A 24,789-nucleotide genomic window follows, 5' to 3' on the forward strand; every position below is an offset into this window, starting at 1 on the left:
GGCCTCTCCGCCGGATCCGGCGCGACCCGCGCGAACGGATCCGCGGGTGCACTCGGTCCGTGCGCCATCCGTGTGAACGGAGCGCCCGCGCGAACCTCGTGCGAACGGAGAACACCCGCGCGAACCTCGTGCGAACGGAGAACACCCGCACGAACAGAAAGAGGGCGGGCGCCCCACCGGGGCGCCCGCCCTCTTTCTGTCGTTCCGGGTCCTGCCGGTCAGCCGGGACCCGGGACCCGTCGGTCAGTTGAACAGCACCCGCAGGGAGAAGTCCGCGTTGCCGCCGTCCTGGGAGCCGCTGATGCCGACGGCGCGCAGGACCTGGAGGTTGGCCTTCTCGTCGCCCTGGAGGCCTTCCAGGTAGAACTTCTCGATCTTGTCGAGGTCGACGAAGGCCGCGAAGCTGGCGTCGCCGGCGTTCGGGATCGCGAGCTGGAAGGTCTCGTTGTCGGCCAGGCTGCCGTCCTTGGCGAGCTCGGCGGCGTAGCCCTGGTCGCTGGCCAGGACGAGGACGCCGTCACCGGGCACCTTGGCGATCTGCGGGACGCTGGTCCCGCTGTCGGCGAGGAACTTCTCGATCTTGCCGACGACCTCCTGGGCCTTGGCCGGGTCGGTGGCGATCCGCGCGCCGAACTTGGGCGCGTTGCCGTCGAGGCCGTTGGAGTCCAGGGCCAGGGTGAGGTTGGTGCCGAGCAGGGTCTGCAGGTCGGCGGGGAGCGCCAGGCCGTACTTCTGCTGGGCCTGGTCGACGAACTGCTGGAAGGTCTGGTCGCCGCCCTGACCGGCCATCTTCGTCAGCTCGGCCCACTGCTTGCTGATCGCCTCGCCGAGTCCGGAGACGGAGACCGCCGCGGCGGTGGAGGCCGGGAGGTTGCCGATCTGGGAGGGCTCGGCGTCGCCCATGCCGAGGTCCTGCGCGCCACGGGTGACGCCGGCGATCTCGACGTAGTTGCCGTCGAAGCGGAGCGCCGCGGCCACGCGGACGTTCTTGATCTTGGCGAGGGTCGCCGGGTCCTGGCTGGCCAGGTCGGGGACGAGCTCCGCGACCTTGCCCGCGTCCATCCAGAGGGACAGGACGCCGGGCTCGCCGAGGTCGCTCTGGTCGGCGGTGAAGTTGGCGTTCTCCGACAGCGGCGCGGCGGTGACGGCCTGGTCGGCCTCGGCCTGGGTCGGGGTGATCAGCGCGTAGTCCTCGCGGAACGCGATGCCGTACTTCTCCTCGCCCATCAGCTTGGCGATCCCGGCCTTGGCCTTCTCCTGGTCGGTGACCTGGACGGCCACGACGACGCCGGGCTGCTCGCCGCCCTTGGCCGGCGGGAGGAAGGCCGCGCCGACGCGGGAGCCGAGCCACGGCTCGATGTCGGCGGCGTAGTCCACCTTGCTGAGGTCCTGGCTGTCCTTCTTGACCATGTCGAAGAAGGACTTGCGGGGGTCGTCGCCGGTGAAGGAGTCCTTGGTGACGGTGAACTTCTTGGCGATCTCGTACAGCGCCAGCTTCTGGTTCGCGGCCGGGTCGAGGTCGATCCGGGCGTAGCCGAAGGCGGTGCCGGGGAGCACCTGGTCAGGCTGGGTGCCGCCACCGCTCAGCAGGTTGACCGCGTAGTATCCGCCGCCGCCCAGCAGAGCCACCACGAGGGCCGAGACCACGGCGATGACCCAGCCCTTGCCGCCCTTGCGGCGGGGCGCGGCGGGCTGCGCCGAACCCAGGAAGTCGGGGCCCTGCTGCTGCCATCCGGGCTGCTGGTTGTAGGCCTGCTGGCCGTACGCCTGCTGCTGGCCGTAGGGCTGCTGGGCCTGCTGGCCGTAGTTCTGCTGCTGGCCGTACTGCTGACCATACGCCTGCTGGCCGTACGCCTGCTGCTGGCCGTAGGGCTGCTGGGCCTGCTGGCCATAGCCCTGCTGCTGGCCGTACGGCTGCTGCGCCTGCTGGTGTCCGCCCTGCTGGGGGTAGCCCGGCTGACCCTGCGGGTAGCCGCCACCCTGGGACGGATAGGCCCCCGGCTGGGGGTAGGCCTGGGTGTGCGGCTGGTCGTGCTGCTGCGCACCCTCGTTCCGACGGTAAGCGATCGTCCGGTCGGGCTGCGGGCCCGGCGGGGGGAACTGGTCGGGGGGATTGTTGGCAGACATGCTCACTCACAATGTGGACTTCGCGGATAAGGAGAAGCTAGTGCATGTTTCTAGCGAACGACTTGCAACGAACTAACTGTGCGCTTGGGACGTCTAATGGGGAATCGCCCCTGCTTCTAGCCCTCATGAGGATATGTGGCGCATACCACCTCGGAAGGGTAATGAGGGGTAAAGTCTAACTACTAGAATAAGATTCGGTACGGTGTTCCGGAGACATGCCCGGATCCGGGGCCAGGCAGGAGGGCGCGGAGGCCGTACGGCGCCGCAGTCCTCCCGGCCGCCGGGCGGCTTGAGCTAGTGGGGAGCAGATGACGAAGTTCGACGAGGCGACGCAGGCGATCCGGGTGGACGAGACCACCTACGACGTGTGCCTTGACCCCGGCTACTCGATCGGCGGACCGCTCAACGGCGGGTACCTGATGGCCGTGATCCTGCGCGCCGTCGTGGACGCCTCCCCGCACGAGCACCCGGTGACCACCAGCGCGCAGTTCCTGCGCGCGCCCCAGCCGGGACCGGGCCGGGTGCGGCTGGAGCAGATCAAGACCGGTCGCACCGCGACGATGACCCGCGCCACCCTCATCCAGGGCGACAAGCCCTTCATCGAGACCCTCGTCACCACCGCCACCCTCGCCGACGTGGCCCCCGAGTGGACGGACGGGCCGTCGGCCGCCATGCCGCCCATCGAGGACTGCGTCAAGCTGCCCGACCCCAAGCCCGAGTCGAACATGACGTTCAACGCCCAGATCGACATGGCGTTCGACCCGCCCACCATCGGCTGGCTGGCCGGCGACCCCAGCGGCCGTCCCGAGGGCCGCGCCTACTTCCGGATGGCCGAGCCGCAGGATCCCGACCCCTACATCCTGGCCCTGGCGGTGGACGCGCTGCCGCCGGTGGTCTTCTCCGCCGGAGCCCGCGGCTGGGCCCCGACCGTGGACCTCACCTGGCACCTGCGCGCGCTGCCCGCCCCCGGCTGGCTCACCCTCCTGGGCAGCGGCCGGATGATCAGCGACGGCTGGTTCGACGAGGAGGTCGAGGTCTGGGACTCCGCCGGCCGGCTCGTCGCCCAGTCCCGCCAGCTCGCCCGCGTCGGCCGGGGCTGAGTTCCGCGGCCCCCGCCCGCCGGGGGCCGTCACCGCAGTCCGGACCCCGTCACCGCAGTCCGGACCCCGTCACCACAGTGACGCCATGGCATGTGATCGGCGCAACAGGAGTTGTGAGGATTCTTACCGTGAGCGTTCTTCCCAGGTCGCCTACCCTTGGGAACCGTGTCGCAAGCGAGTATCGGAATCTTTGACAGTGGTGTGGGCGGCCTCACGGTGGCCAGGGCGATCATCGATCAGCATCCCAGCGAATCGATCTTCTACGTGGCCGACACCGCGCGGCAGCCGTACGGGCCCAAGTCCATCGCGCAGGTGCGGTCCTACGCCTTGGAGGTGATGGATCACCTCGTCGAGCACGACGTCAAGATGCTGGTGATCGCGTGCAACAGCGCGAGCTCGGCGGTGCTCCGCGACGCTCGGGAACGCTACGACGTGCCGGTCGTGGAGGTGATCCAGCCGGCGACCCGCCGGGCCGTGCGGGCCACCCGCAACGGCCGGGTCGGGGTGATCGGGACCAGGGCCACCATCGAGTCGATGGCCTACCAGGACGCCTTCGCCGCCGCGCCCGACGTCTGCCTGACCGGGGTGGCCGCACCCCGGCTGGTGGAGTTCGTCGAGCGCGGCGAGACGATGAGCGACGAGCTCATCGACGTCATCCGCGACTATCTGGAGCCCATCCTGGGCGACGGCTGCGACACGCTCATCCTGGGCTGCACCCACTATCCGCTGCTCGCCGGAGCGATCTCCTACGTGGCCGGAGACGGCGTCACTCTGGTGTCCAGCGCGGACGAGACCGCCAAGGACGTCTTCCGGATCCTGCACGACCGAGGCCTGGCCGCCACCCCCGGCACGCCCCGGCACAGGTTCCGCGCCACCGGGGAGACCAGCCTCTTCGCCCAGCTGGGCCGGAGGTTCCTCGGTCCGGAGATCCAGGCGGTCGAGCTCGCGGAGCTCGCGGAGCTCGCGGAGCCGGCGGGACCCGTGGCGGTGGGAGGCGCCGCGGGCAACGGGCAGCGCCCGTGATCCCGCCTCGGCCGCGAGGGGGCGAGCCGAGGCGTAGCGCCATACGTACAACAGGGCGCGGGGGCACCAGCGCCCGATAGCGACGCGCAGCGTCGCACCGAACAGGAGGCCGCCGTGAAATTAACGATCATCGGGTGCTCGGGAAGCTTCCCCGGTCCGGACAGTCCCTCATCCTGCTACCTGCTGGAGGCCGAGGGCTTCCGCATGCTGATGGACTTCGGCAGCGGATCCCTGGGCACGCTCCAGCGGCACATCGGCCTCTACGACGTGGACGCCATCTGCCTGTCCCACCTGCACGCCGACCACTGCCTCGACCTGTGCCCCTACCACGTGGTGCGCACCTACTCCCCGGACGGCCCGTTCGGGAAGATCCCGGTCTACGCGCCCGCCGACGCCTCCCGCCGCCTGGCCGCCGCCTACGGCATGCCCGAGGAGCCGGGCCTGGAGACGGCCTTCGACTTCGTACGGCTCACGCCCGGCGTCTTCGAGATCGGCCCCTTCGCGGTGACCGCCGGCCGGGTGAACCACCCCGTCGAGACGTACGGGTTCCGGATCTCCCACGGCGACCGCTCGGTGGCCTACTCCGGTGACACCGGGGAGTCCGCCGAACTGGTCAGGCTGGCGGCCGGAGCCGACGTGATGTTGTGCGAGGCCTCCTATCTCGACGATCCGGACCTCCCGCCCAACCTGCACCTGAACGGCCGGCAGGCCGCCGAGCACGCCGCCAAGGCGGTCGCGGACACCCTGGTGCTGACCCATCTCGTCCCCTGGTACGACAAGGACCGGATCCTCGAAGAGGCCTCCCGGGGCGGTTTCGACGGGCGCGTCGAGCTGGCGCGGAGCGGGGCGGTGTATGACCTAGGGTGATTCCCATGGCTCGTGCAGACGGACGTACTCCCGATCAACTCCGCCCGGTGACCATCACCCGGGGCTGGCTCGCCCACGCCGAGGGTTCGGTGCTCATCGAGTTCGGCGGCACCAAGGTGCTGTGCGCCGCCTCGGTGCAGGACAACGTGCCGCGCTGGCGCAAGGGCAGCGGCCAGGGCTGGGTGACCGCCGAGTACGCCATGTTGCCGCGGGCCACCAACACCCGTAACGACCGCGAGTCGGTGCGCGGCAAGATCGGCGGCCGGACGCACGAGATCTCCCGCCTGATCGGCCGCTCCCTGCGGGCCTGCGTCGACTACAAGCTCATGGGCGAGAACTCCGTCCTGATCGACTGCGACGTGCTCCAGGCCGACGGCGGCACCCGCACCGCCGCCATCACCGGCGCGTACGTCGCGCTGGTCGACGCGGTCCGCTGGATGCGCGAGCGGAAGATGTGCAAGGGCGACCCCCTGATCGGCTCGGTCGCGGCCGTGTCGGTCGGGGTGGTCGGCTCCACCCCGCTGCTCGACCTCTGCTACACCGAGGACGTCGCCGCCGAGACGGACATGAACGTCGTGATGACCGGCTCCGGCGAGTTCGTCGAGGTCCAGGGCACCGCCGAGGGCAAGCCGTTCAACCGGGGCGCGCTCGACCAGCTGCTCGACCTCGGCATCGCCGGCTGCGCCGAGCTGACCCGCCTGCAGAAGGAGGCGCTGACGTGAGCGAGCGAGCCGTGGGCACGACGGCGGCGCGGACGTGGCCGGAGGGGGAGGGCGCGTGAGCGAGCGGAGCGGTGCGGCGCGCGCCCGGGTCGTCCTGGCGACGAGGAACAGCGGGAAGATCACCGAGCTCCGCCGCATCCTGGCCGACGCCGCGGTGCCGGTGGAGATCGTGGGCCTGGAGGAGTTCCCGCAGATCGGCGACGTTCCCGAGACCGGTCTGACCTTCGCCGAGAACGCCCTGCTGAAGGCGCACGCGGTCGCCCGCGAGTCGGGCCTGCCCGCGATCGCCGACGACTCCGGGCTGTGCGTCGACGCGCTGAACGGCATGCCGGGCATCTTCTCGGCCCGCTGGTCCGGCACCCACGGCGACGACAAGGCCAACCTGGACCTGCTGCTCGCCCAGGTCTCCGACGTGCCCGAGGGGCATCGCGGGGCGCACTTCGCGTGCGCGGCGGCGCTGGCCCTGCCCTCGGGGGAGGAGCGGGTGGCCGAGGGCGCGCTCCGCGGCGTGATCATCGACGCCCCGCGCGGCACCGGCGGCTTCGGCTACGACCCGATCTTCGTCCCGGAGGGCGAGACCCGGACGACCGCCGAGATGACGCCCGCCGAGAAAGACGCCGTCAGCCACCGGGGGCGCGCCTTCCGCGCGCTCGTCCCGATCCTGGCCGAGGCGCTCGGCTGACCCGGCCGGGCGGAACACGTTCCGCCCGGCCACCGCCTCACCGACCAGGCACCCTGGCGTCATGCCCGATCGACGGGTTCGCGCGGCTGGGGCTCATCGGACGGTGACGGCTCAGCGGATGGTGACGCGATCGCCCTTCGGCGCGGGGACCGGCGAGTGGTTGGCGATGTACGCCGCCAGCGCTCCCGTGTTGTCCGGTCCGCTGGTGGCCACCCTGGTGGTCCCCGTCCACTGGGGGAAGCCCTCCCAGCCGCCCATCAGGATGTAGGTGGCCGCGACTTTGATCACCTGGGTGTCGGACACCGGAGCGCCGTTCAATGTGATCTCGGTGACCACCCCGCCGGTCACCGTGTAGCGGAGCGAGGCCGAGGGGGTCAACGCCCCGATCTGCGGATTCGCGTGCCCCAGCAGCTGCTTGAGCTGCGCGCCGGTCATCGAGCGGACGTCGACGGCGACCCCGCTGGACTGGACACCCCACACCTGCGAGAAAGTGACCCCGCCCGCCTTCAGCTCCGCGCCGGGCATGCTGATCGACTTCCTGCTGACGAGGGCGACCTGCGCGCCGGAGACGGTCCGGACCGCTTCCAGATAGGCGTCGGCGATCAGTTCGGCCAGCGGGCCGCCCATGTCGGTCCGCACGATGTCCTCGGCGACGACGCCGATCGACGTCCCGGTGCGCGGCGGGCCGCACTGGAAGTAGTAGATGACGTTGGACGTGAGCCGGTTCGGCTGGTCGATCTCGACCCGGACCGAGGTCTTGCCCGTCTCCCAGTCCCAGTCGATCGTCTCCAGCACGGTGGAGAAGACGTCCCCGTGGTCGGCCGGAACGTTGACGGTCTTCCACTCCTGGGCGCCGACGAGGCGGTACCGGACGGTCTGCGCGCCGGCGGGGAGCCCCTCGAAGTAGCCGTGGACCTTGAAGGTCACCGGGCACTTCACGGCGGTGGTCCGTTCGAAGGCGATGGCGACCTTCCGCACCGGGTTCCGCGCCGGATCGTTGTCGTCCTGGCCGGTGGGAGGCGGCGCGGCCGGGTCCTCCGGGACGCCGGCGCCCGTGGCGGAGGTGGTCACGCTGTCCCACGTGTCGCCCGTGATCCCCTCGTCGCCGGTGCAGGTGACGGCGAACGCGGCCTTCCCGGACGTCTTCTTCACCGGGCTGGTCAGGCGGACCGCGCCCCAGCCGCGGGCGTCGCCGGTCACCTCGACCGACGTGGACAGCCGGACGGTCTTGAGGCCCCTGCCGCCGACCCGGTAGGTCTTGACGCGGGTCCTGTCCCCGTCGCTGAAGGTCCAGACGTACTTCAGCGCCACCGGCGCCTTGACCTTCACCGTGGTGGACAGCGTCACTGTCGTCGGGCAGGCGCCGGTGTGGGTCTTCGGCGAGGCGGCGGCCGTACCGAAGACGACCGGTTTCGGAGCGGCCTGCGCTCCCGGGGCGAAGGCGCCGGAGGCCAGGACGGCGGCGGCCACCGCCGCACCGATCCGGCGTCCTGCCCCAGTCAGTAACTTCACGGGATTCCTCTCATGTCATCTCGGATGACGCATCTCTTGGATCTTGACCGGATGATCAATATCAGTCCGCTCCGACAAACGCGCCCGGGGCCGGCCGGCGCGTTCGATCAGCGGGTCCGGCCGGCGTAATCGGCGCGTAAGAACCTCGGCGCCCCGGTGGGCGTAGCGTCTGGGGCATGGAGAGCTACAGGCGCGTGCCCGCGTGGGCCGCGGCGCTGGTCGGGCTGGTCGCGGGGGCGGTGGCGCTCGGGGTGTCATGGCTGGTCGCCGGTCTGGTGAAGGCCTCGGCCTTTCCCGTCCTCGTGGTCGGCGACAGCGCCGTCGATCTGTCCCCTTCCTGGTTGAAGGAGTGGGCCATCCGGACCTTCGGCGAGGCCGACAAGATCGTCCTGCTCTCGGGCGTCTCCGTGGTCCTCGCCGCCCTCGCCGCCGGGATCGGGATCCTGGCCTCCCGCGATCTCCGGTACGGCCATGCGGGCCTGGCGGTCCTCGGTGCGATCGGCGTCGCGGCCGCGCTGACCCGTCCCGGAGCCGGACTGGCCGACACCCTCCCGGTTCTCGCGGGCGTCGCCGCCGGCATGGTGGCACTTTCCCGGCTCACCCGCCGCGCCCTCGCCTCCGGCTCGGATTCCCCCCGCCCGCCCACCGGCGGAGCACCGGAGCGCCGGCCCGCCGCCGGAGCGGAAGAGCCGGATCACGTGCTGAGGCCGTCGGTCATGCGGGCCGGGGAGGACCTCCGCTCCTTCGACCGGCGCGGGCTGCTGACCGGCCTGCTCGGCGGGGTGGCCGTGGCCGGGGTCGCCGGTGCGGCGGGGCGGCTGCTGTCCGGAGGCGCGGAGGTGGACGCGGCGCGCGTCGGGCTGGCGCTGCCGACGCCCGCGGCCCCGGCCGGGCCGGTTCCCGCCGGGAGCGACCTCAAGATCAAGGGGCTGTCGCCGTTCTTCACCCCCAACCGGGACTTCTACCGGGTGGACACCGCCCTCATCGTCCCCCAGGTCGACCCCGGCGACTGGACCCTGAGGATCCACGGCATGGTGGACCGGCCGATCGAGCTGACCTTCGCCGACCTGGTCAAGCGGCCGCTGGTGGAGGCCGACGTCACCCTGTGCTGCGTGTCCAACGAGGTCGGCGGGCCGTACGTCGGCAACGCCCGCTGGCTCGGCGCCCGCCTGTCCGACGTCCTGCGCGAGGCGGGCGTCCGCAAGGACGCCGACATGCTTCTGAGCGTCTCCGCCGACGGCTGGACCTGCGGCACTCCGCTGGACGTCGTGATGGACGGCCGGGACTCCCTCCTGGCGATCGCGATGAACGGCGAGGCGCTCCCCGTCGACCACGGCTTCCCCGCCCGGCAGGTCGTGCCCGGCCTGTACGGATACGTCTCGGCGACCAAGTGGGTGACGGAGATCAAGGTCACCCGGTTCGACCGGGACCAGGCCTACTGGACGCCCAGGGGGTGGGCGGCCAAGGGGCCGATCAAGACGCAGTCGCGCATCGACCTGCCGAAGTCCGGGGCGAGCCTCCGGCCGGGCCGTACGGTGATCGCCGGTGTGGCCTGGGCGCAGCACAAGGGGGTGGACGCGGTCGAGGTCCGGGTCGACCGGGGGGAGTGGCGGCAGGCCAGACTCGCGGAGGCCCCCACGGCCGACACCTGGCGCCAGTGGGTGCTCGACGACTGGGACGCCGTCCCGGGCACGCACACCATCCAGGTGCGGGCCACCGACGCCACCGGCTACACCCAGACCTCCGAGGTCACCGCGGTCGCTCCCGACGGCGCCACCGGCTGGCACACCGTCGAGGTCACCGTCGCCTGAACCGCCGAACCGCCTGAACCGCCTGACCGCCTGAACCACCGAATCGCCGGGCCGGTCAGGCGCGGGCCCGCATCGCGGACATCGCCTCGGCGAGCCGTCCGAGCTCGTCCAGCATCCCGGTCGCGGCGGCGGTCAGGCCGGCGTCGGGGACCAGCCGGCCGTCGGGATCCACGCTCTGGCGGGTGAAGACGGTCACCGCCTCGCCCGCCGGGACCATGCGCAGGGTGGTCACCACCTGCTTGATCATCTGGACGGCGCGCAGGCCGCCGGACATGCCGCCGTAGCTGACGAACCCGACCGGCTTGTAGCGCCACTCGTGGTAGAGGAAGTCGATGGCGTTCTTCAGCGGCGCGTTGAACCCGTAGTTGTACTCCGGCATGACGAACACGAACGCGTCCGCGGGGTCGATCGCGGCGCTCCAGTCCTTGGTGTGCTGATGGACGTACTCGCGCTTGGACGGGTGCTCGGGCTCGTCCAGGAACGGCAGCCCGATCTCGGCCAGGTCGGCGAGCTCCACGTCGAAGCCGCCGTGCCCGGCGGCGTGGCCGGTGAACCAGTCGCCGATGTTCCGCCCGATCCGGCCGGGCCGGGTGCTGGCGACGATGACCTTGAGCAGCGGCATGGCGCGCCTCCAAAAGTTGTTTACGTGTAAACGTTGACGTGTAAACAGAGTGTGCCGCCAGATTGGTTACATGTCAACAAACAGCTAGGCTGTCCCCATGACCGACCCGCGATGGCTGGACGAACGCGAATTCCGGGCCTGGCTCGGCTACCGCCGCATGCGCCTGCTCCTGGACGCCCGGATCGCCCGTGACCTCAGCCGCGACTCGGGCCTGTCGGACCCCGACTACGACGTCCTGTCCGCGCTCAGCTCCAGCGCCGACCGCCGCTGGCGCCTGCAGGCCCTCGCCGACCGCATGTTGTGGTCCAAGAGCCGCCTGTCCCGCCACATCAGCCGGATGGAGGAACGCGGCCTCGTCACCCGGGAGGAATGCGCCACCGACGCCCGCGGCTCGGTCATCGTCCTCACCGACGACGGCATGCGCGCCATCGAGGAGGCCGCCCCCGGCCACGTCGAATCCGTCCGCCGCCACCTGATCGACCTGCTGAGCGGAGAACAGATCGAGGTTCTCGGCGATATCGCCGAGATCGTCCTGCGCCATCTCGGCGAAGACGGCGACTGACGCCGGCCGCCCCCGGCCGGCCCCGCCCTCCCCCGGAGGACAGCAGCTTCCCGATCTGGTCAACTCCCGGCGCCGCGCAGGTGAGCGCCCTACCATCGAGGTGCGGCACGGATGGGCAAGGGGGGATTCGTGTGACGCGATGGTTTCGGCCTGCGGGGGGCTACAACCCGGTCGTGACCTCGGACGGGAAACGCTGGCGCGACTTCGAGCTGGAAGTTCCGGCCTCGGTGGTCGTGGCCGCGCCCCGGGAACCCGAGCGGGGGCCGTGGCGGCCTCCGGGTCTCGACCGGTGCCGGCCGTACGGCATGCCCGGCGGCCTGGCACGACCGGAGCCGCAGGCGCAGGCGGACATCGAGCGAGCCGTGCCGGTCGACGACCGGGGAGCGCCGCGGCGCTTCCCCGACCCGCGGGGCATGTGGATCAGGCTGGTCAACGGGTCCGGCGTGGCGGACGACCCGTTCCGCGCGACCAACGCCGTGGACTGCGCGCTGGCCACCCTCGCCACCTGGTACGGCGCGCCGACCGCGGCCGCGCCCCGCTACCCCGAATACGACCGGATCGGGAAACCGCTGCTCACCGGCGAGACCGGCGGCCCGGCGCGGGCCGAACGCTGGCTGGGGCACCGCCTGCAGCACATCGGCCAGGGCCGCCACGCCTACACCCTCGTCGCCCAGCGTCTCCTGGCCGGCGGGCACGGCTCCGCCGCGCTCCTCGTCACCCGCTGGCCCAGCGGCGGCAGTCACGCCTGGAACGCCGTCAACTCCGGCGGCGAGGTGATCTGGATCGACGCCCAGCGGGGCCACATGGCGGTCGAGCCGCCGTACGAATCCGTGACCGGGATCTTCGCCGTGATCATCGATCGGGAGGGGGGCCGGCTGTGAAACTCGAGCAGGCGAGGGCCGTGGCGGAGGAATACTTCAACGGCGTCCGCCCCCTCGACTCCGCCCTGGAGGTCGGAATCTACGCCTTCAAGGAGGGCTACGTCGCCTGGTCCAGGGACTTCGAGCCCGACGACCCCGCCGCGCTGCCCGACACCGTCGGCTCCGCGTGCATCGTGATCGACAAGGCCAGCGGAGAGGTCGCGGTCCGCCCCCTCCTCAACCCCGAGACCGTCGCCGACCAGTGGCCGGGGCGCCGCCCCCGATAGGGGCGCCCCGGCCGCCGGTCGCGGTCCCGTGCGGATCAGCCGGTGGCCAGCGAGTCGACGATGGAGGCGCGGGCCGCCCTGCGCGCGGGCAGCACCGCGGCCACCACCCCGGCCAGGCCGGACAGCGCCACGAACGCCACCACCTGCACGACCGGGAGCTGGAAGATCACGCCGGTGGTCATCGTGTTCGTCGCCGCCCAGCCGAACACCGTGCCGAGCACCACCCCGACCAGGGCGCCGATGACGCCCAGCACCAGGGCCTCGACCGACAACATCCGGCGCAGCTGCGGCCGGGTCAGCCCCAGCGCCCGCAGCAGGGCCGACTCGCGGGTGCGCTCGTGGACCGAGAGCGAGAGCGTGTTGGCGATGCCCAGCAGCGAGATGAGGACCGCCAGGCCGAGCAGGCCCGTGATGATCATCAGCATCATGTCGAGCGCCTCGTCGAACTCGCCCCGCAGCTCGGTGGAGCTGATGACCATCGCCGTCGGGTACGGCTGCGCCGCCGCCTCCACCGCCTTGCGCGCGTTCTCCTCGGCCACGCCGTCCTTGACGTTGGCGAAGATCGCGCCGTCGTCGAGCGCGCCGAAGTAGCGGTCGAAATCTCCGTGCGGGACGGTCACCTCGGGGATCAGCGCGTTGGCCTGGGGGAAGAGGGCCACCACGGTGAGCCGTACCTCGCCGCCCTCCGTGGTCGTCAGCGGGAGCGCGTCCCCGACCTTGACGCCCAGAGCCTTGGCGGCCTCGTCGCCGACGGCCACCGTGCCGGCCTTCAGATCGCCGAAGGAGCCGGTCGTGGCCTCCGGGCTGAACCCCGCGGCGGGGGTGAACGTGCCGACCTCGAACTCGGCCCCCTGGGCGCCGGCCTTCGCGTCGGTGCGGCGCAGCGCCACCACCGAGGCCAGCTCGGGCCGGGTCCGCAGGTCCTCGGCCAGGGCACGCGGGAAACTGCCCTCGTCGCCCTGCACCTGGACCATGTAGTCGACCGGGAACTGCTCGTCGAGCTTGGCGCCGTAGGTGGTGCGCATCGTCGAGGTGAGCACCGAGATCAGCGTCATCAGCGTCACGCCGACGGTGAGCGCCACGGTCGTGGTCGCCGACCGCTTGGGGTTGCGGCGGGAGTTGTCCACCGCCAGCTTGCCGGGCACCCCGAAGAGCCTGCGCGGCACCCACCCGGCGACCGCGCTGAGCGGCTTGACCATCACCGGTCCGAGGATCAGCACCCCCAGGAAGGTGACGGCGCCGCCGGCCATGGACATGAAGAGCGAGGCCTCGCCGGGGCCCGTGGCCACCGCGAAGGCCGTCACGCCCGCCCCGGCCGCCAGGAACAGGCCGGCGAACACCATCCGCAGCACCCCGGTCCGGAAGGTGTGCTCCTCCACCTGCGAGCGCAGCGCGGCGATCGGCGCGACCCTGGTGGCCGCCCGGGCCGGCAGCAGCGCCGCCACCACGGTGACCACGACGCCCAGCACCATGCCGACGGCGATCGTGCGCGGCGCCAGCGCCACACCGTCGGTGGGGACCTCCAGCCCGGTCCGGCCGAGCAGCGCCAGCGCGCCGGCCCCCAGCCCCAGTCCGGTCAGCAGGCCGAGCACCGAGGAGAGCAGCCCGACCACCGCGGACTCCAGCACGACGGAGCCGAACACCTGCTTGCGGGTGGCCCCGATGCAGCGCAGCAGCGCCATCTCCCGGGTCCGCTGGGCGACGAGGATGTTGAACGTGTTGTAGATGACCAGCGCCGCGACGAACATCGCGACGAAGCCGAACAGCAGCAGGCCCAGCGTCAGGATCTTGGTGTCCGCGCCGTTGGCCTTGGCGAGGTCCGCGGCGTGGCTCTTGCCGGTCTTGACCTCCGCCGCGGAGCCCACGGCCGCGGCGACGGAGCCGCGCAGCGTCTCGGCCGACACGCCCTCGGCGGCGGCCACGTCGATCTCCTGGAAGCCCTTCTCGCCGGTCATCTCCGTCGCCGTCTCGACGGTGAAGCCGACCGCCCCGTAGTAGGCCAGCTCCTGGTCGATCCCGACGTCGAACAGCCCGACCAGGGTGAACTCGTGCTTGGCGTTCTCGGAGTCCAGCACCGTGATGGTGTCACCGATCGCGAACCCGCGCGTCTTGGCGGTGTTGGCGTCCAGTACGGCCTCCGCCGGCTTCGCCGGCGCCGTACCGCTGGTGATCTCGGTCCGGTTGAGCCTGCCCCGCGGGATCGAGACGGCCGCGGTCGGGTAGTCGCCCACCGCCTTGCCGTCCTTGCCGATCAGCGGCGCCGACCCCCGCACGACGCCCTGGGCGTCCGCCACGCCCTCGACCGCGCGGATCTTCTCCAGCAGGTCCCTCGGGACGATGGGCTCGTCCTTCTTCCCGGGCAGCACCGCGACGTCGATCTTGTCCGCCGCGGCGGCGAACTTCCGGGAGAAGCCCGCCTCGATGGTGTCGGTGAGCACGAACGTGCCCGCGATGAAGCCCACCCCCAGCGTGATGGCCAGGGAGGTGAGCAGCAGGCGCAGCTTGTGCGCCCGCAACCCGGCGAGAGTCGTCTTCAGCAACTCAGGCCTCCAGCTTCATCAGGGTGTCGAGCACCGACTGCGGGGTCGGCTGCACCAGCTCGTCGACCAGCAGGCCGTCCCGGAGGAAGACCACCCGGTCCGCGTACGCCGCCGCGACCGGGTCGTGGGTGACCATCACGATCGTCTGGCCCAGCTCCCGCACCGACGTCCGCAGGAACGACAGCACCTCGGCGCCGCTGCGCGAGTCCAGGTTCCCGGTCGGCTCGTCGGCGAAGATGACCTGCGGCTTGCTGATCAGCGCCCGCGCCACCGCCACCCGCTGCTGCTGACCGCCCGACAGCTCGGTCGGCCTGTGCGCCAGCCGGTCGCGCAGCCCCACCGTCTCCACGACCCGGTCGAACAGCACCTGGTCGGCCTGACGGCCGGAGATCTCCAGCGGGAGCCGGATGTTCTGCTCGGCCGTCAGCGTCGGCAGCAGGTTGAACGCCTGGAAGATGAAGCCGATCCGCTCCCGGCGCAGCAGGGTGAGCTGCTTGTCGTTGAGCCCGGTCAACTCCACGTCGCCGATGTGCACCTGCCCGCCGGTGACCGTGTCCAGCCCGGCCAGGCAGTGCATCAGCGTCGACTTCCCGGACCCCGACGGACCCATGATCGCGGTGAAGGCCCCGGTGGCGAAGGCGATGTCCACCCCCCGGAGGGCGTGCACGGCCGCGTCCCCCTGGCCGTAGACCTTGGTCAGCCCCCTGGCGACCACGGCGGGCGCCGAGTTCCCCCGCGCGTTCCACGCGCCGACCTCTCCGGTGATGGTCACGTCGATCTCTCCTCGAGAACAGATCCGCTCTTCTGACTCTGAAAACGCTATTGCCAGGCAAAACGCGATCCATCGGACTCGTGGACGGACTTCTCCTCACCCGAAGGGCCGGTCCCGTGGGAACCGTGAGACCAGCGAGGTAGCTCCCCCTCATCCCTTTGGCCGACCCGCCCCACGACGACAGTGGGGTGGATCGGCCGAAGCGCACCGGATCGGCCGCGGGTCAGAGCAGCCCGCACCGGCGGCACCTGTCCCGCCTGCGCAGGTAGTAGCCGACGGTGGCGGCGCCGAGAGCCATCGCCCAGAGCGGCCAGTACGCCATCGGGCTGGCCAGCCAGTCGGCCGGGTCCGTCCAGTCGGTGACGCGCGCGGCGGTGGCGCCGGCCGACGCCAGGGCGACCGTGACCACCGAGGCGAAGACGACCGGGAACATGAGGGGCACCGGCCGGCCGGCCAGCCCGATCACCCAGCGCGGCCAGACCTCGCCCCAGCGCTGCGCCAGCCCGAGCGTGAGCACACCGCCGAGCGCGGCCAGCGTCGCCAGCCCCGCCCCGGCCCAGACCAGCCCCGACTCGTGCAGCCAGCGCAGCTCCTCCGCGGAGAACAGCAGCGGGATCTCCAGCGCCCACGCCCACCGCACCACGGCGTAGAAGAGCGGGATGACGAAGGCGACATAGGCCGCCCGGCCGCCCCAGCGCGCCGCCGAAGCCGGGTCCGTCCAGGACGGAGCCCTGTCATGCGAACGGCCGCAGCTCTCGCAGCGGTCACCGGTACGCCGCTGGAACGCCAGCGCCGCGGCCGCCCACAGCACCCCGCCGGCCGTGCAGATCAGCAGATTCAGCACCGGCCACGGCAGCGCGGTCGCGAAGTAGTCCGCATCGGGCCAGCCCCAGGGCAGCCCGACGAGGAAGATCGGCGCATAGGCCAGCGCGACCAGGCCCCGCTGGTCGGGGACGAGCACGACCAGGGTGAAGGCGGCGGCCCACGCCAGGGCCAGCGCCACGACCCGCAGCGGGCCGCGCAGCCGTACCCTCGCCAGAACCAGCGCCAGCACCGCGCCCGCGCCCCCCAGCGCCGCGATGACGGGCGCGGTCCCCGCCGCCGTCGCGGAACCGAGCAGCGACTCGTACCGGGCGTCGGGGACGTCGCCCTCACCGAAGGGGAACCCCCGCCCGCCCAGCGCCCACCAGAGCCCGAGCCCGCCGTACAAGAACGACCAGAATCCCGCCGCGTAGGCCGCCCACCGGGGCCAGCGGGCCGTCGTCCGGGTGATCGCCGCACCCCCGGCCGTCGTAGGACTCCCGGCCGTCGTATCCGTGAGTGTCGTGTTCCCCGGCCTCGTGTCCCCGGGTGCCGCACCACCGGGCGTCGCGTTCCCGGATGCCGTGTCCATGGGTGTCGTGTCCATGGGTCCAGCGTGGGCCGGGGACGGGTGCGCGGCCCATCTGCCGTTCGGCGGATCCCGCGCGCCCGCCGTCGTCCCCGATCTGCCGTTCGGCGGATCCGCCCCGCGACCCCTCCCTCTACAGTCAGGATCATGGATGTGATCGAGGCTCTGCCGGCGCTGGCCGCTCTGGCCGCGCTCGCCGCCGCCTTCGCACCGCGAGTGCCCGTCACGCGGGCGGCGGAGGCGGCGGGGACCGCGTCGATCGCGGTCACCGCCTCCTACCCGCTGCTGGGCCGGCAGGCCGACGCCGGCCTCTGGATGATGGCCGAGACACCCCCGCTGCTCGTGCTCGTCATGCTGGCGGCCCGGCGCGCACCCGCCCGCCGGGCCGTCGTCTCGGCGGGACTGCCCGGCGCGGCGGTCCCCCTGATGCTCGTGCGCGCCATGTGGCCCGGTGAGCCGTCCCTGATGATCGGAGGGTGCGCGGGGTGGTCCCTCCTCTCGATCGCCGCGGCCGGGACCGGTCTCTACCTGCGCTCGCTCGACGGCGTCAGGCGCCGGGCGGTGGCCGAGGCCAGACGGGCACAGCGCCTCGCGGTCGCCCGAGACCTGCACGACTACGTCGCCCACGACATCAGCGGCATCCTCGTCCAGGCGCAGGCCGCCCGCATGGTGTCCGGCCCGCTGCCGCCCCCGGTCGCCGACGCGCTGCGCCGCATCGAGGAGGCCGGCCAGCGGGCGATGGCCTCCATGGACAGGACCGTGGAGATGCTCCACGATCGGCCGGGCCGCCATGACGACGACCGTGACGACCACCGCCTGCCCGGCGTCGAAAGCCTGGAGAACCTGGTCGGCGAATTCTCGCCACCGGCCGACCTCACCATGGTGCCCGGCCTGGACCTGCCCCGCGAGGCCTCCGCCACCGTCTACCGCGTGGTGACCGAGGCGCTCACCAACGTGCGCAGGCACGCCCGGGCGGCGACCCGCGTGGCCGTCGCGGTCACCGCGGAGGACGGGGCCGTACGGGTACGGATCGCCGACGACGGCGGCGGACAGTACGGATCGGCCGACAAGGACGGATCGGGCGGAGGCGGACCGGATGACGGCGCTTCCCTCAGCGGCGGATCCGGCCGGGGCGGTTCCCCCAGCGGCGGTTCCCTCGCTGGAGGATCCGGCAGGGGCGGCGCCGTCGGTGATAGATCTCTCGGCGGCGGCGGCGGCGGCGGATCGGGCCGGGGCGGGTTCGGGCTGGTCGGCCTGGCCGAGCGGGTCGAGGTCCTGGGCGGCTCCCTGACGGCGGGCCCGACCCGGGACGGATGGCACGTGACCGCCGTCCTGCCCGGGGAGACCGCGGCCACGGCCACGACCGCCGCCCCGCGTGCAGGGACCGTACCCGCGGCCACGACCGCCGCCCCGCCCGCGGTGACCGTACCCGACGCCCTGCCCGTGGAGACGACGCCATGACCACCCGGATCCTCCTCGCCGACGACCAGGAGGACGTGCGCGTCGGCTTCCGGCTCATCCTCGACTCCCAGCCCGACATGACCGTCGTGGCCGAGGCCGCCGACGGGCAGAGCGCGGTCGACCAGGCCCGCCACCTCCGTCCCGACGTCGTGCTCGCCGACATCCGCATGCCGCGCCTGGACGGGCTGGAGGTCACCAGGCTCCTGGCGGCCGAGACGCGGGTCATCGTGGTGACCACCTTCGACCTCGACGAGTACGTCCACACGGCGCTGCGCAACGGAGCCTGCGGATTCCTGCTGAAACGATCGGGCCCCACCCTGCTCATCGAGGCCATCCGCGCCGCCATGGCCGGCGACACGCTGATCAGCCCCCAGATCACCGTCCGGCTCCTGCGCAGCCTGGGCATGCCCGCCGAATCCGGCCCGCCCCCCACCGAACCGCTCACCGGCCGCGAACTGGAGATCGCCCGCCTCGTCGCGCGCGGCGGGACGAACGCCGACATCGCCGCCGAACTGGTGATCAGCCCCGGCACGGTGAAGACGCACATCGCCAACATCCAGCGCAAGACCGGCGCGGCCAACCGCGTCGGCATCGCCGCCTGGGCCTGGAGCTCCGGCCACATGGCCTGACCGGGAAACCGGACGGCGACGGCGCCGGAAGACGCGAGGCCCCGTCCCGGGACGCAGCCGGAGGCGGTCTCGGAACGTAGGCGGACGATGCCCCCGGGGCACGGCCCCGGGACGCAGCTCTGGGAGGCGGCCCTGGCCGTCGTTTCAGGGGCCGGCTCCGGGACCCCCGCCGATGATCTCCACCAGCCGCGCCACCAGAGGATTCCGGTCGTCCTCCCGCCAGGCGACGGCGACCCTCGTACGGGCGGCGCCGGCGTCGATCCCGCGGAAGGCGACGCCCTTGAGCCGGATGCGCCGGATGCTCGCGGGAGCCAGCGAGACGCCCAGCCCGGCCTCCACCAGGGCGCAGACGGTCTGCCACTCCACCGCGCGCTGCGTCACCAGGGGAACGAAGCCCGCGGCCTGGCACAGGGCGGTGATCTGGTCGTGGAGCCGGGGCCCGGCCTCGCGCGGCGGGAGTACGAAGGGCGCGCCGGCCAACTGCGCGACGCGGACGGAACGCTGGGCCGCCAGAGGATGGGCGGACGGCAGGACGGCCACGAACCCCTCGGTCAGCACGGTCGCGAAGCCCAGCTCGGGCTCGTCGGCCGGTGGCTCCCGCAACAGGCCGGCATCGATGGTCTTCTCGTGCAGGGCGGCGATCTGAGGCGCGGTGGTCATCTCATGGATGTCGAGGCGCACGCCGGGGAACCGCTCCCGGTAAGTGCGCAGCAGGGCCGGAAGGACCGTGAGGGCGAGCGAGGCGGCGAAGCCCAGCCGGATCCGGCCCGTCCGCCCGCTGGCCGCGGCCCGCGCCGCCGCCAGGCCGCCGGCCAGCTCCGTGAGCGCCCGCCGGGCGGCGGGCAGCAGCTCCCGGCCCGCGGGAGTGAGCGTGACCCGCCCCGGTCCCCGATGGAACAGGTCATGGCCGACCTTGCTCTCCAGGCGGCGGATCTGCTGGCTCAGCGGCGGCTGGGCGACGCCCAGGCGCTCGGCCGCGTGGCCGAAGTGGAGTTCCTCGGCGAGCACGACGAACGCGTGCAGTTGCGGGAGTGGCAGTTCGGGGCGCTCCATACCTCTAGAGATATCAGTCCATGAGCATTGCTGTATTGGACGTATAACAGCTGATCACCTACCGTTCAGCGCATGACAGAGCGACGCGCGATCCTCAGCGGCTCGACCTTCGAGGAGCAGATCGGCTATGCCCGGGCCGTCGTCGACGGCGACTGGGTGCACGTGTCGGGGACGACCGGTTTCGACTACGCGACCATGACGATCTCCGACGACGTGGTGGAACAGGCCGAGCAGTGCCTGCGCAACATCGGGAGCGCGCTGACCGAAGCCGGGTGCACCTTCGCCGACGTCGTGCGAGTCCGGTATCTCCTGCCCGACCGGGCCGACTTCGAGCCCTGCTGGCCGGCGCTGCGCCGCTGCTTCGGCGAGGTGCGCCCGGCCGCCACGATGCTGGTGTGCGGCCTCGCCGACCCCAGGATGAAGATCGAGATCGAGGTGTACGCGCGACGCGCGACCGCCTGACCCCTCCCGGACAGGATGATCGCTCCCGGATCGGAGTGACCGCTGTCGAGGCCGAGGCGACCGTCGCCAGAACGGGATGACCGTTGCCGGATCACGCCGGCCGGCGCTCCGGAACGGCCCTCCTGGCCGGCGGGACGGCCTCAGCCCGGCGAATGCGGGACGATCAGCCCCGACTCGTAGGCGTACACGACCGCCTGCGTCCGGTCCCGCAACCCCAGCTTGGCCAGGACACGGCCCAGATGCGTCTTCACCGTCGCCTCCGCCAGATCCAGCCGGGTGGCGATCTCCATGTTGGACAGCCCCCGGGCCACGAGCACGAGCACCTCCCGCTCCCGTGCGGTCAGCCCGGACAACGCCGGCGGCTCCATCCCGCCCTGCGCGGGCAGGTGAACCGAGAAACGCTCCAGCAACCGCCGGGTCGTGCTCGGCGCCACCACCGCGTCCCCGTTGTGCACCGAACGGATGGCGCTGACCAGATCCGCCGGAGGCACGTCCTTCAGCAGGAACCCCGACGCCCCCGCCTTCAGCGCGGCGAAGGCGTAGTCGTCCAGATCGAAGGTCGTCAGGATCAGCACCTTCGGCCGCTCGCCCCGAGCGCAGATCGACCGCGTCGCCTCCACCCCGTCCATGACCGGCATGCGCACGTCCATCAGCACGACGTCCACATCGACCGAGCCCGCCGCCTCCACCGCGGCCCGGCCGTCGGCGGCCTCCGCCACGACCTCGATGTCCGGCTGCGCGCCGAGCACCATGCGGAACCCCGTCCGCAACAACTCCTGATCATCGACCAGCATCACCCGGATCACCGGCCGCCCACACTCCCGCCCGTCATCACACCCGCGCCCGCATCCACGGCGACCGGACCCGCACCCGCGAAGCCCACGCCCGCCGGACCCGGACCCACCCGGTCCAGACTCGCCTGGCTCGAACTCGCCTGGCTCGAACTCACCCGGTCCGAATTCAGCAGGCCCATACCCGCCGAATCCGCACCCGCTCCGCCACCCCCCATCCCATCACGCCGCACGATCCGCTCCCGGTTCGCCCACCGGCAGACGCGCGACCACCCCGAACCCGCCACCCTGCCGGGGCCCCGCCTGCACCGTCCCGCCGAAGACCGCCGCCCGCTCCCGCATCCCCACCAGACCGTGCCCGCCGGGCCTCTGCCGCGCCGCCGCCCCCCGGCCGTCGTCGCGCACCCGCACCACCAGCTCGCGCGGACCGTACTCCAGCTCCACCGACGCCGCACTCCCCGGACCGCCGTGCTTGATGGTGTTGGTCAACGCCTCCTGAACGATCCGGTACACCGTCAGCTCCTCACCCTCCGGGAGCTCCACCGGATCACCCGTCACCCGGAACTCCACCGGCAACCCCGACAGCCGAACCCGCGCCACCAGATCGTCCAGCTCGGCCAGACCCGGCTGCGGGGCATAGTCCTCCGTCTCGCCGCCGTCGGCCCGCAGCACCCCCACCATCCGGCGCATCTCCGCCAGCGCCCGCCGCCCCGTCGCCGAGATCGCCCGCACCGCCTGCCGCGCCTGCTCCGGATCGCCGTCGATCGCGTAAGCCGCTCCATCCGCCTGAACGATCATCACGCTCACGTTGTGCGCCACCACGTCATGCAGCTCCCGCGCGATCCGCGCCCGCTCCTCGGCCGCAGCCAGCCGCGCCTGCTGATCACGCTCCCGCTCCGCCCGCTCGGCCCGCTCCTCCAGACCCTCCAGATAGCGCTGACGGGTATTGGCGTAGATCCCCGCGATCCAGATCGCCACCACGAACACCGACGTGCTCGCCCACGTCTCGAAATCCGGATTCTCCGTGATCCGCCCGAATGCCAGCGCCAGCCCCAGCTCCGCCGCCAGACCCGCCGCGACCGCCCACCGCACCGAACACAACGACGCCACGGCGTACATCGCCACCAGCACCGCAAGGTTGAACGGAGTCGGCTCCACCCCCAGGCACCACTGCACGAAGCTGATGCCCGAGACCGCCGCGAACACCTCCCGGGGCCGCCGCCGACGCCAGAACAGCGGCACCACCAGCACCACGCCCAGCACCGCGTACCACCAGAACGGAGCCCCGCCCGCGAACCCCGGCATCGACGCGTACAGCCCCAGGAAGAGCAGGCAGAGCCCCACGAACGGCGCCAGCCACAGCGCGCTCACGATCCCCGGATGGCGCCGACCCCAGGCGCGAAATCTGCCGAACACACCCCCCACCATACGTATCCGCAGATCAGAGCCCTTCCCCCATAAGGGGGAAACGCGTCTACGACCCAGGTCGCACATCCCGGACCGCTTACGCCGCCCTTACGCCCCCTACGGCATCATCACTACGGGGAACGCCCTTCTGGGTGAGTAAAGGGAGAATGTTTGTGACAGCGGATCACAACGACGCCGGGCTGCGCGGCGCAGTAGACGCCCCGCGCGCCCCGGCGGTCCCCTCCCGCCCGCACCCGTGGCCGCTGACCTGACGGCGCCTCTGCGGACCTCCGAGCCTCTCCGGCCGGCAACCGGCCGCGTCACCTTCAGGACGGCTCGCCGGCGTCCTCCTCCGCTTCGGTGAACGCGACAGCATATTCCTTCTCGACCTCTCTATCTCTGAGAAGTCGAATTGCCTCCCGTATTACCGCGGAGCGGGACGGTGAGCCGCTGTATGAAATGTAGTCTTCGATGAAGAAGGCGTCCTGGGGTGAGAGGGTTATGCCGACGTTCACCGATTTCAGGTTGACAGAGTAGGCTGCTGTTCTTTTGTAGGGCCGGTGGGAGTCGAACCCACGCTGGCACGGACCTAAACCGTGTGTCTCTGCCTCTGGACTACGGCCCCTTGTCTTTCCTGCGAAGTTCTCCGTCTGCGAGTGGCAGTTAGGGCAGAGAAAGCGCAGGTTTTCTTCTCTGTTGTCCAGCCAGTTGCCATCGATGTGATCAACATGAAGAATCAATGGCTGACCTCGCCAGGCACCCTCGATCTTACAGCCCGCGCAGCGGTAGGGCATCCCGACGGCGATCAGGCTCCGTCTGAGCTGGCGAGGGTTCGGCCGAGAGCTGCCTTCCGGTCGCATGATCAGGACCTGTTCCGGTCGGAGGCGTCCCGGGGATGGTCGGCCCTTGTTGGGTGAGACCCTTCGGAAGTGGGAGGTGTCGATCTCGAAGCGCTTCAGCTGGCGGCTGATGTGCGCGTGGTTGCCGCCCGCGACGGTGATGCCGAGGCGGCGCAGGACGCCGGTGATGCTGGTGGAGCCGGCCGCCGCCTCCGCCAGCATTTCGGGAGTGTATTTGTACTTTGTTGCCATGCCCCAAGTCCATGGAAGGGGTCCGACGATTCTTGGGGCATCGGCAAAATGCGATAAATGGCGAAAATGGGATATCTAGTCGATTCCCAGCTCGCGGCGGAGCCGGGCGACGTGGCCGGTGGCCTTCACGTTGTAGAGGGCTTTCTCGATTTTTCCGTCGGGGTCGATGACGAAGGTGGAGCGGATGACGCCGAGGGTGGTCTTCCCGTACATCGTCTTCTCGCCGTAGACGCCGTAGGCGTTGTGGACCTCCAGTTCGGGGTCGGACAGCAGCGGGAAGGTGAGGGCGTCGTGCTCGGCGAACTTCGCGAGCTTGGCGGGGGTGTCCTTGGAGACGCCGAGGACGGCGACGCCCGCGGCGGCCAGCGAGTCGAGGCTGTCGCGGAAGTCGCAGGCCTGCGTGGTGCAGCCGGGGGTCATGGCGGCGGGGTAGAAGTAGAGGATGACCCGCCGGCCCCGGTAGGCGTCCAGGGACACGGTGGCGCCGTCGGCGGCCGGGAGGGCGAAGTCCGGGGCGGCGTCGCCCGGCTCGAGTTTCATGGTTCTCCTTAGTGGAACGGTTCGTGGCCAACTTACCGGTGAGAGGTAAAGTCAACGGCCTGTCCGGAGTGTCGCAGGGGGGTCAGACCTGACAGACTGATCAATGTCAAGGGTTGCGAGAGGAGAGTCATGGCGGACACCGATCCCGCGGAGCTGGAGCGGCGGATCGAGCGCTCGCGCGCGGAGTTGGCCCGGACGGTTGACGCCATCGCGGACAGGGTGAGTCCCAGGAACGTCGCGCGGCGGACTGTTGCCCGGGCGGAGTCGAATGCGAAGGAGTTCATCTTCTCCCTGGGGGAGAGGATCGGGGACGTGGTGGGGGTCAGCCCTCGCCCGGCCAAGCTGGAGGGCGAGTCCGACGACCTGTGGGCGGACGAGCAGCCGAGCCTGGCGCCGGTGCTGATCGGCGTGGGCGCGGTGCTGGTGGTGGGGGCGGCGGTCATGCTCTGGCGGCGGCGCCGCGGGTGACGGCGCCGCG

The 24,789-nt window shown here is 71.6% G+C and carries 24 protein-coding genes, 1 tRNA gene and 1 pseudogene; 13 read left to right on the plus strand and 13 right to left on the minus strand.

Annotated features, from left to right (window positions below; translation table 11 throughout):
- Window positions 1-243 precede the first annotated feature (243 nt).
- Window positions 244-2,127: a DUF3352 domain-containing protein gene (locus Plo01_RS06320; protein WP_203889554.1), complete on the minus strand. Its 1,884-nt coding sequence runs from the start codon at window positions 2,125-2,127 to the stop codon at window positions 244-246.
- Between the two features lie 308 nt (window positions 2,128-2,435).
- Between Plo01_RS06320 and Plo01_RS06325 the strand changes: the two genes are divergently transcribed.
- The 5 genes from Plo01_RS06325 (at window position 2,436) to rdgB (ending at window position 6,521) form a co-directional block, all read left to right on the plus strand.
- The gene (locus Plo01_RS06325; protein ID WP_203889555.1) at window positions 2,436-3,227 is read left to right on the plus strand and encodes a thioesterase family protein; all 792 of its coding nucleotides are present in this window, start codon (window positions 2,436-2,438) and stop codon (window positions 3,225-3,227) included.
- Window positions 3,228-3,392: 165 nt separating this feature from the next.
- Window positions 3,393-4,250: a glutamate racemase gene (gene murI, locus Plo01_RS06330; protein WP_239315929.1), complete on the plus strand. Its 858-nt coding sequence runs from the start codon at window positions 3,393-3,395 to the stop codon at window positions 4,248-4,250.
- A gap of 114 nt (window positions 4,251-4,364) precedes the next feature.
- Complete coding sequence (locus Plo01_RS06335; RefSeq protein ID WP_203889556.1) at window positions 4,365-5,117, plus strand: MBL fold metallo-hydrolase; 753 nt, start codon at window positions 4,365-4,367, stop codon at window positions 5,115-5,117.
- Window positions 5,118-5,122: 5 nt separating this feature from the next.
- On the plus strand, window positions 5,123-5,839 hold the full coding sequence (rph, locus tag Plo01_RS06340; RefSeq protein ID WP_203889557.1) for a ribonuclease PH: 717 nt from the start codon (window positions 5,123-5,125) through the stop codon (window positions 5,837-5,839).
- 55 nt (window positions 5,840-5,894) lie between these two features.
- Entirely contained in the window at window positions 5,895-6,521 is a 627-nt protein-coding gene (gene rdgB, locus Plo01_RS06345; RefSeq protein WP_203889558.1) for an RdgB/HAM1 family non-canonical purine NTP pyrophosphatase, read from the plus strand.
- Between the two features lie 111 nt (window positions 6,522-6,632).
- On the opposite strand, the gene Plo01_RS06350 is transcribed toward rdgB, so the two are convergent.
- Entirely contained in the window at window positions 6,633-8,033 is a 1,401-nt protein-coding gene (locus Plo01_RS06350; protein ID WP_203889559.1) for a 5'-nucleotidase C-terminal domain-containing protein, read from the minus strand.
- A 176-nt stretch (window positions 8,034-8,209) separates the two neighbouring features.
- Between Plo01_RS06350 and Plo01_RS06355 the strand changes: the two genes are divergently transcribed.
- Window positions 8,210-9,844 (plus strand): molybdopterin-dependent oxidoreductase, encoded by a 1,635-nt coding sequence (locus Plo01_RS06355; protein ID WP_203889560.1) that lies wholly within the window; start codon window positions 8,210-8,212, stop codon window positions 9,842-9,844.
- 55 nt (window positions 9,845-9,899) lie between these two features.
- Here the strand turns inward: Plo01_RS06355 and Plo01_RS06360 are convergent, their stop codons facing one another.
- Window positions 9,900-10,466, minus strand: coding sequence for an NADPH-dependent FMN reductase (locus tag Plo01_RS06360; RefSeq protein WP_203889561.1), 567 nt, complete (start codon window positions 10,464-10,466; stop codon window positions 9,900-9,902).
- A 97-nt stretch (window positions 10,467-10,563) separates the two neighbouring features.
- On the opposite strand from Plo01_RS06360, the gene Plo01_RS06365 reads away from it, so the two are divergent.
- The 3 genes from Plo01_RS06365 to Plo01_RS06375 all read left to right on the plus strand — a co-directional run bounded on the left by Plo01_RS06365 (window position 10,564) and on the right by Plo01_RS06375 (window position 12,175).
- Window positions 10,564-11,028 (plus strand): MarR family winged helix-turn-helix transcriptional regulator, encoded by a 465-nt coding sequence (locus Plo01_RS06365; RefSeq protein ID WP_203889562.1) that lies wholly within the window; start codon window positions 10,564-10,566, stop codon window positions 11,026-11,028.
- A 173-nt stretch (window positions 11,029-11,201) separates the two neighbouring features.
- Window positions 11,202-11,909, plus strand: a complete 708-nt coding sequence (locus Plo01_RS06370) for a toxin glutamine deamidase domain-containing protein (protein ID WP_239315931.1) — start codon at window positions 11,202-11,204, stop codon at window positions 11,907-11,909.
- Window positions 11,906-12,175, plus strand: coding sequence for an SUKH-4 family immunity protein (locus Plo01_RS06375; RefSeq protein WP_203889564.1), 270 nt, complete (start codon window positions 11,906-11,908; stop codon window positions 12,173-12,175). The genes Plo01_RS06370 and Plo01_RS06375 overlap by 4 nt, the downstream gene beginning before the upstream one ends.
- A 35-nt stretch (window positions 12,176-12,210) precedes the next feature.
- Here Plo01_RS06375 and Plo01_RS06380 read toward each other — a convergent pair whose 3' ends face one another.
- The 3 genes from Plo01_RS06380 to Plo01_RS06390 form a co-directional block, all read right to left on the minus strand.
- The gene (locus tag Plo01_RS06380; protein ID WP_203889565.1) at window positions 12,211-14,715 is read right to left on the minus strand and encodes an ABC transporter permease; all 2,505 of its coding nucleotides are present in this window, start codon (window positions 14,713-14,715) and stop codon (window positions 12,211-12,213) included.
- Window position 14,716: 1 nt separating this feature from the next.
- Complete coding sequence (locus Plo01_RS06385; protein WP_203889566.1) at window positions 14,717-15,487, minus strand: ABC transporter ATP-binding protein; 771 nt, start codon at window positions 15,485-15,487, stop codon at window positions 14,717-14,719.
- Between the two features lie 223 nt (window positions 15,488-15,710).
- A complete protein-coding gene (locus Plo01_RS06390; RefSeq protein ID WP_203889567.1) occupies window positions 15,711-16,895 on the minus strand; it encodes a hypothetical protein in 1,185 nt (394 codons plus the stop codon).
- A gap of 129 nt (window positions 16,896-17,024) precedes the next feature.
- On the opposite strand from Plo01_RS06390, the gene Plo01_RS06395 reads away from it, so the two are divergent.
- Complete coding sequence (locus tag Plo01_RS06395) at window positions 17,025-18,338, plus strand: histidine kinase (RefSeq protein ID WP_203889568.1); 1,314 nt, start codon at window positions 17,025-17,027, stop codon at window positions 18,336-18,338.
- A complete protein-coding gene (locus Plo01_RS06400; protein ID WP_203889569.1) occupies window positions 18,335-18,967 on the plus strand; it encodes a response regulator in 633 nt (210 codons plus the stop codon). Before Plo01_RS06395 ends, Plo01_RS06400 begins: the two co-directional genes overlap by 4 nt.
- Window positions 18,968-19,111: 144 nt before the next feature.
- Here the strand turns inward: Plo01_RS06400 and Plo01_RS06405 are convergent, their stop codons facing one another.
- A complete protein-coding gene (locus tag Plo01_RS06405) occupies window positions 19,112-20,020 on the minus strand; it encodes a LysR family transcriptional regulator (RefSeq protein WP_203889570.1) in 909 nt (302 codons plus the stop codon).
- Between the two features lie 72 nt (window positions 20,021-20,092).
- Here Plo01_RS06405 and Plo01_RS06410 point away from each other — a divergent pair, with 72 nt between their 5' ends.
- A complete protein-coding gene (locus Plo01_RS06410; protein ID WP_203889571.1) occupies window positions 20,093-20,482 on the plus strand; it encodes a RidA family protein in 390 nt (129 codons plus the stop codon).
- A gap of 140 nt (window positions 20,483-20,622) precedes the next feature.
- Here Plo01_RS06410 and Plo01_RS06415 read toward each other — a convergent pair whose 3' ends face one another.
- The 6 genes and pseudogenes from Plo01_RS06415 to bcp all read right to left on the minus strand — a co-directional run bounded on the left by Plo01_RS06415 (window position 20,623) and on the right by bcp (window position 24,311).
- Entirely contained in the window at window positions 20,623-21,276 is a 654-nt protein-coding gene (locus Plo01_RS06415; protein WP_203889572.1) for a response regulator, read from the minus strand.
- Window positions 21,277-21,495: 219 nt separating this feature from the next.
- Window positions 21,496-22,689 carry a sensor histidine kinase gene (locus tag Plo01_RS06420; RefSeq protein WP_239315933.1) on the minus strand — a complete coding sequence of 398 codons (1,194 nt, stop codon included), beginning with the start codon at window positions 22,687-22,689 and terminating at the stop codon, window positions 21,496-21,498.
- Window positions 22,690-23,006: 317 nt separating this feature from the next.
- Window positions 23,007-23,195: a ribbon-helix-helix domain-containing protein gene (locus Plo01_RS06425; RefSeq protein ID WP_203889574.1), complete on the minus strand. Its 189-nt coding sequence runs from the start codon at window positions 23,193-23,195 to the stop codon at window positions 23,007-23,009.
- A gap of 37 nt (window positions 23,196-23,232) precedes the next feature.
- Window positions 23,233-23,305 (minus strand) — tRNA-Leu (locus tag Plo01_RS06430).
- Window positions 23,306-23,333: 28 nt separating this feature from the next.
- A pseudogene (locus tag Plo01_RS41285) lies at window positions 23,334-23,771 on the minus strand (HNH endonuclease); the annotation flags it as partial.
- A 75-nt stretch (window positions 23,772-23,846) separates the two neighbouring features.
- A complete protein-coding gene (bcp, locus tag Plo01_RS06440; protein ID WP_203889575.1) occupies window positions 23,847-24,311 on the minus strand; it encodes a thioredoxin-dependent thiol peroxidase in 465 nt (154 codons plus the stop codon).
- A 129-nt stretch (window positions 24,312-24,440) separates the two neighbouring features.
- Here bcp and Plo01_RS06445 point away from each other — a divergent pair, with 129 nt between their 5' ends.
- A complete protein-coding gene (locus tag Plo01_RS06445) occupies window positions 24,441-24,779 on the plus strand; it encodes a DUF3618 domain-containing protein (protein WP_203889576.1) in 339 nt (112 codons plus the stop codon).
- Window positions 24,780-24,789 lie beyond the last annotated feature (10 nt).

It is taken from the genome of Planobispora longispora (genome assembly GCF_016863135.1).
Taxonomy (GTDB): domain Bacteria; phylum Actinomycetota; class Actinomycetes; order Streptosporangiales; family Streptosporangiaceae; genus Planobispora; species Planobispora longispora.

Excerpts from the sequence above, each read along its gene's own strand:
- Plo01_RS06320 (WP_203889554.1), bottom strand. The coding sequence starts at position 2,127 with ATGTCTGCCAACAATCCCCCCGACCAGTTCCCCCCGCCGGGCCCGCAG.
- Plo01_RS06415 (WP_203889572.1), bottom strand. The coding sequence starts at position 21,276 with ATGCTGGTCGATGATCAGGAGTTGTTGCGGACGGGGTTCCGCATGGTG.
- Plo01_RS06365 (WP_203889562.1), top strand. The coding sequence starts at position 10,564 with ATGACCGACCCGCGATGGCTGGACGAACGCGAATTCCGGGCCTGGCTC.
- rph (WP_203889557.1), top strand. The coding sequence starts at position 5,123 with ATGGCTCGTGCAGACGGACGTACTCCCGATCAACTCCGCCCGGTGACC.
- bcp (WP_203889575.1), bottom strand. The coding sequence starts at position 24,311 with ATGAAACTCGAGCCGGGCGACGCCGCCCCGGACTTCGCCCTCCCGGCC.
- Plo01_RS06355 (WP_203889560.1), top strand. The coding sequence starts at position 8,210 with ATGGAGAGCTACAGGCGCGTGCCCGCGTGGGCCGCGGCGCTGGTCGGG.
- Plo01_RS06390 (WP_203889567.1), bottom strand. The coding sequence starts at position 16,895 with ATGGACACGACACCCATGGACACGGCATCCGGGAACGCGACGCCCGGT.
- Plo01_RS06400 (WP_203889569.1), top strand. The coding sequence starts at position 18,335 with ATGACCACCCGGATCCTCCTCGCCGACGACCAGGAGGACGTGCGCGTC.
- Plo01_RS06405 (WP_203889570.1), bottom strand. The coding sequence starts at position 20,020 with ATGGAGCGCCCCGAACTGCCACTCCCGCAACTGCACGCGTTCGTCGTG.
- Plo01_RS06325 (WP_203889555.1), top strand. The coding sequence starts at position 2,436 with ATGACGAAGTTCGACGAGGCGACGCAGGCGATCCGGGTGGACGAGACC.
- Plo01_RS06445 (WP_203889576.1), top strand. The coding sequence starts at position 24,441 with ATGGCGGACACCGATCCCGCGGAGCTGGAGCGGCGGATCGAGCGCTCG.
- Plo01_RS06395 (WP_203889568.1), top strand. The coding sequence starts at position 17,025 with ATGGATGTGATCGAGGCTCTGCCGGCGCTGGCCGCTCTGGCCGCGCTC.
- Plo01_RS06410 (WP_203889571.1), top strand. The coding sequence starts at position 20,093 with ATGACAGAGCGACGCGCGATCCTCAGCGGCTCGACCTTCGAGGAGCAG.
- Plo01_RS06360 (WP_203889561.1), bottom strand. The coding sequence starts at position 10,466 with ATGCCGCTGCTCAAGGTCATCGTCGCCAGCACCCGGCCCGGCCGGATC.